Here is a 4,259-nt window from a genome sequence, read left to right as displayed (position 1 = left end):
AAGTGGAACCTCAAGCCGCTGGCGCCGGCCCCCGCGCCGCCCGCGGACAAGCCCATCAAGCTCGAACGGACCGGCCCCGTACCGGTGTTCAGCGAGGTGAAGACGAGCGACAAGGTCGTCTTCATCACCATCGACGACGGCGCCGAGAAGGACCCGAAGTTCGTCGAGATGCTGACCGAGCTCAAGGTGCCGATCTCGATGTTCCTGACCCGGGACATCGTCAAGAACGACTACGGCTACTTCAAGCCGCTCCAGGCGCTCGGCAACCACATCCAGAACCACACCGTGGACCACCCGGTGATGAGCAAGATCCCGGCGGAGAAGCAGAAGTCCGAGATCTGCGACGCGCAGTCCGCGCTCACCCAGCAGTACGGCACCGCCCCGCTGCTGTTCCGCCCGCCGTTCGGGGACGGCGCCAACACCCCGACGCTGAACAACTCGGTCCAGCAGTGCGGCCCGCGCGCGATGGTGCTCTGGCGCGAGTCGATGCAGATCCACGACATGCAGTACCAGGCGGCGGACAAGAAGCTGAAGTCCGGCGACATCATCCTGGCGCACTTCCGCGGCCCGAAGGAGCTCAAGGGCGCCACGATGACCCAGATGTTCGGCGACCTGCTGGCCCGGATCCAGGAGCAGGGCTTCTCGGTGGCCCGGCTGGAGGACTACATCCAGGCGCCCACCTCGTAGTCCGTGCGCCCGCCTCGTGGCCGCCTCAGGCGGGCCGGCCGAGCATCATCAGCGGCCCGTTGTCGGTGCGGCTGAGGATCACCGTGACGGCGTTCGGCCCGGAGGGCTTGAGCTGGCGGCGCAGCTCCTCCGGGGTGATCGCCATCCCGCGCTTCTTGATCACCACCGTGCCGACCCCGCGCTCGCGCAGCAGCGCCTTCAGCCGCTTGATGTGGAACGGCAGCACGTCGGTGAGCTCGAAGGCGTGCGCGTACGGGGTGGCGACCAGCCGGTCCGAGGTGAGGTAGGCGATCTTCGGGTCGATCAGCCGGCCGCCCACCTGCTCGGCCACCTCGGCCACCAGGTGGGCCCGGATCACCGCGCCGTCCGGCTCGTACAGGTAGCGCCCGACCGGGCCGGCCGGCGGGTCGGGCAGGTCGCCGCCGGTGAGGCTGGCGGCCTGCGGCAGCAGGGTGGCGCGGTGCGGGCGGGCGGCCCCGGTGCCGAACCAGAGCACCGCCTCCTTCACGTCGCCGTGGTCGGAGACCCACTCCGCCTCGGCGTCGGCCGGGACGGCCTCGTGCGGGATGCCCGGGGCCACCTTCAGCGCGCCGATCGGGGTCCGGCGGCCGGCCTCGATCGCCCAGGAGAGCGGCGGGGCGTACGCCTCCGGGTCGAACACCCGGCCGCGCGCCGTCCGCCGCGCCGGGTCGGTGAACACCGCGTCGTAGCCGGTGACGTCCACCTCGGCGACGTCCGCGCAGCGCACCCGGACCAGGTCGGTCAGGCCCAGCGCGGCCGCGTTGGCGGCGGTGGCGGCGCAGGCCGCCGGGTCCTTGTCGACGGCCAGCACCTCGATCCCGGCCCTGGCCAGCGCCAGCACGTCCCCGCCGATGCCGCAGCACAGGTCGGCCAGCCGGCGGACGCCCAGCTCGGCGAAGCGGCGCGCCCGCCACTCGGCCACGCTGCGCCGGGTGGACTGCTCGACGCCGTTGGGCGTGAAGTACATCAGGTCGGCGTCCGCCCCGAACTTCGCCCGCGCCCGCTGCCGCAGCCGGGCCTGCCCGAAGGCCGCCGAGACCAGCTCGGCCGGGTGCTCCCGCCGCAGCCTGGTGGCCAGCGACAGCTCCTCCTCGGGCGTGAACTCGCGCAGTTCGGCGAGCAGGGCCTGGCCCTCGGGGGTCAGCAGGGGCTGGAGGTTCTCGGTGTCCACGGGGCCATTCTGGCGGGTTGGCCGCCCCACCGGCTCCGACGGTGCCGGCGCGGTGGGGCGGGGCGGTCGCACGGGTGTACGGCTCCGTGCCCGCGGTTCGGGATGCCCGGGCGCGCCGTTGGCACTCTGGTTGACTGAGTGCTAACACCGGCCTATGGTCGTCCTTGGCACTCCCCACTGGGGGAGTGCTAATGCGAAGACGTGTGCCTGACCCCCGCGACGGCAGGCCCGCAGGTTCGCTCCTACCCGTTAGAAACCCCGTAATCTCCGAAGGGGAGCTCGGACGTGACCACCAGCAGCAAGGTTGCCATCAAGCCGCTTGAGGACCGCATCGTGGTCCAGCCGCTCGACGCCGAGACCACCACGGCCTCCGGCCTGGTTATCCCGGACACCGCCAAGGAGAAGCCCCAGGAGGGCGTCGTCCTGGCCGTCGGCCCGGGTCGCTTCGAGGACGGCCAGCGTCTGCCGCTCGACGTCGCCGTCGGTGACATCGTCCTGTACTCGAAGTACGGCGGCACCGAGGTGAAGTACCAGGGCGAGGAGTACCTGGTTCTCTCCGCTCGCGACGTTCTCGCCATCATCGAGAAGTAAGTCGTTCCGACCCGCCCCGGATCCGTGTCCCAAGTGACAGGGGCCCGGGGCGTGGTTGTTGGTTCACGTAGTCCGGCGGCCGGTGGGCCGGCCGAAGCCCCGAGGGAATAGGGAACATGGCGAAGATCCTGCAGTTCAACGAGGACGCCCGCCGCTCGCTGGAGCGCGGTGTCAACAAGCTGGCCGACACCGTCAAGGTGACCATCGGCCCCAAGGGCCGCAACGTCGTCATCGACAAGAAGTTCGGCGCCCCGACCATCACCAACGACGGTGTCACCATCGCCCGTGAGGTCGAGCTGGACGACCCGTACGAGAACCTTGGCGCGCAGCTCGTCAAGGAGGTCGCCACCAAGACCAACGACGTCGCGGGTGACGGCACCACCACCGCCACCGTGCTGGCCCAGGCCCTGGTCAACGAGGGTCTGCGCAACGTCGCCGCCGGTGCCGGCCCGGCCGCCCTGAAGAAGGGCATCGACAAGGCCGTCGCCGCCGTCTCCGAGCACCTGCTCTCGGTGGCCCGCGAGATCGAGGGCAAGGACGACGTCGCCGCCGTCGCGTCCCTCTCCGCCCAGGACACCCAGGTCGGCGAGCTGATCGCCGAGGCGATCGACAAGGTCGGCAAGGACGGTGTCATCACCGTCGAGGAGTCGAACACCTTCGGCGTGGAGCTGGACTTCACCGAGGGCATGCAGTTCGACAAGGGCTACCTGTCGCCGTACTTCGTCACCGACGCGGAGCGGCAGGAGGCGGTCCTGGAGGACCCGTACATCCTGATCAACCAGGGCAAGATCTCCTCCATCCAGGAGCTGCTGCCGCTGCTGGAGAAGATCCTCCAGGGCGGTGCCTCCCGGCCGCTGCTGATCATCGCCGAGGACGTCGACGGCGAGGCGCTGTCCACCCTCGTGGTGAACAAGATCCGCGGCACCTTCAACGCGGTCGCCGTCAAGGCCCCGGGCTTCGGCGACCGCCGCAAGGCGATCCTCGGCGACCTGGCCACCCTGACCGGCGGCACGGTCATCTCCGAGGAGGTCGGCCTCAAGCTCGACCAGGTCGGCGTGGACGTGCTGGGCACCGCCCGCCGCGTGACCATCACCAAGGACGAGACCACCGTCGTCGACGGTGCCGGTGACACCGAGGCCGTGGCCGGCCGCGTCGCCCAGATCAAGGGTGAGATCGCCGCCACCGACTCCGACTGGGACCGCGAGAAGCTGCAGGAGCGCCTGGCCAAGCTGGCCGGCGGCGTCTGCGTCATCAAGGTCGGCGCCGCCACCGAGGTGGAGCTGAAGGAGCGCAAGCACCGCCTGGAGGACGCCATCTCGGCGACCCGTGCCGCGGTCGAGGAGGGCATCGTCGCCGGTGGCGGCGCCTCCCTGGTGCACGCCGCCAAGGTGCTGGACGGCGGCCTGGGCCTGTCGGGTGACGAGGCGACCGGTGTCGCGGTGGTCCGCAAGGCGCTGCACGAGCCGCTGCGCTGGATCGCCCAGAACGCCGGCCTGGAGGGCTACGTCATCACCTCCAAGGTCGCCGAGCTGGAGATCGGCCAGGGCTTCAACGCGGCCACCGGCGAGTACGGCGACCTGGTGAAGGCCGGCGTCATCGACCCGGTCAAGGTCACCCGCTCCGCGCTGGAGAACGCGGCCTCGATCGCCTCCCTGCTGCTCACCACCGAGACCCTCGTGGTGGAGAAGAAGGAAGAGGAGGCCGAGGCGGGCCACGGCCACGGTCACGGCCACTCGCACTGACGCCTGACGGTCGACCGGAGGCCCGGCCGCGCCCCTCGGGGTGCGGC

Annotated in this window: 4 protein-coding genes; 3 read left to right on the top strand and 1 reads right to left on the bottom strand. The window is 70.8% G+C overall.

The window, feature by feature from the left end:
- Positions 1-687 (top strand): polysaccharide deacetylase family protein (locus ACFV6I_RS38030; protein WP_380430698.1); only part of this gene is annotated, 687 nt, incomplete at its 5' end.
- 25 nt (positions 688-712) lie between these two features.
- Here the strand turns inward: ACFV6I_RS38030 and ACFV6I_RS38025 are convergent.
- Positions 713-1,879, bottom strand: coding sequence for an SAM-dependent methyltransferase (locus ACFV6I_RS38025; protein WP_380430695.1), 1,167 nt, complete (start codon positions 1,877-1,879; stop codon positions 713-715).
- 285 nt (positions 1,880-2,164) lie between these two features.
- On the opposite strand from ACFV6I_RS38025, the gene groES reads away from it, so the two are divergent.
- Together groES and groL are read left to right on the top strand one after the other, a co-directional pair.
- Entirely contained in the window at positions 2,165-2,470 is a 306-nt protein-coding gene (gene groES, locus ACFV6I_RS38020; protein ID WP_014136232.1) for a co-chaperone GroES, read from the top strand.
- Positions 2,471-2,586: 116 nt separating this feature from the next.
- Positions 2,587-4,212, top strand: a complete 1,626-nt coding sequence (gene groL, locus ACFV6I_RS38015) for a chaperonin GroEL (protein ID WP_380430692.1) — start codon at positions 2,587-2,589, stop codon at positions 4,210-4,212.
- Positions 4,213-4,259: the final 47 nt, after the last annotated feature.

Source organism: Kitasatospora sp. NPDC059803 (assembly GCF_042732255.1).
GTDB lineage: Bacteria > Actinomycetota > Actinomycetes > Streptomycetales > Streptomycetaceae > Kitasatospora.
This window is presented reverse-complemented; position numbering and strand designations above follow the sequence as displayed.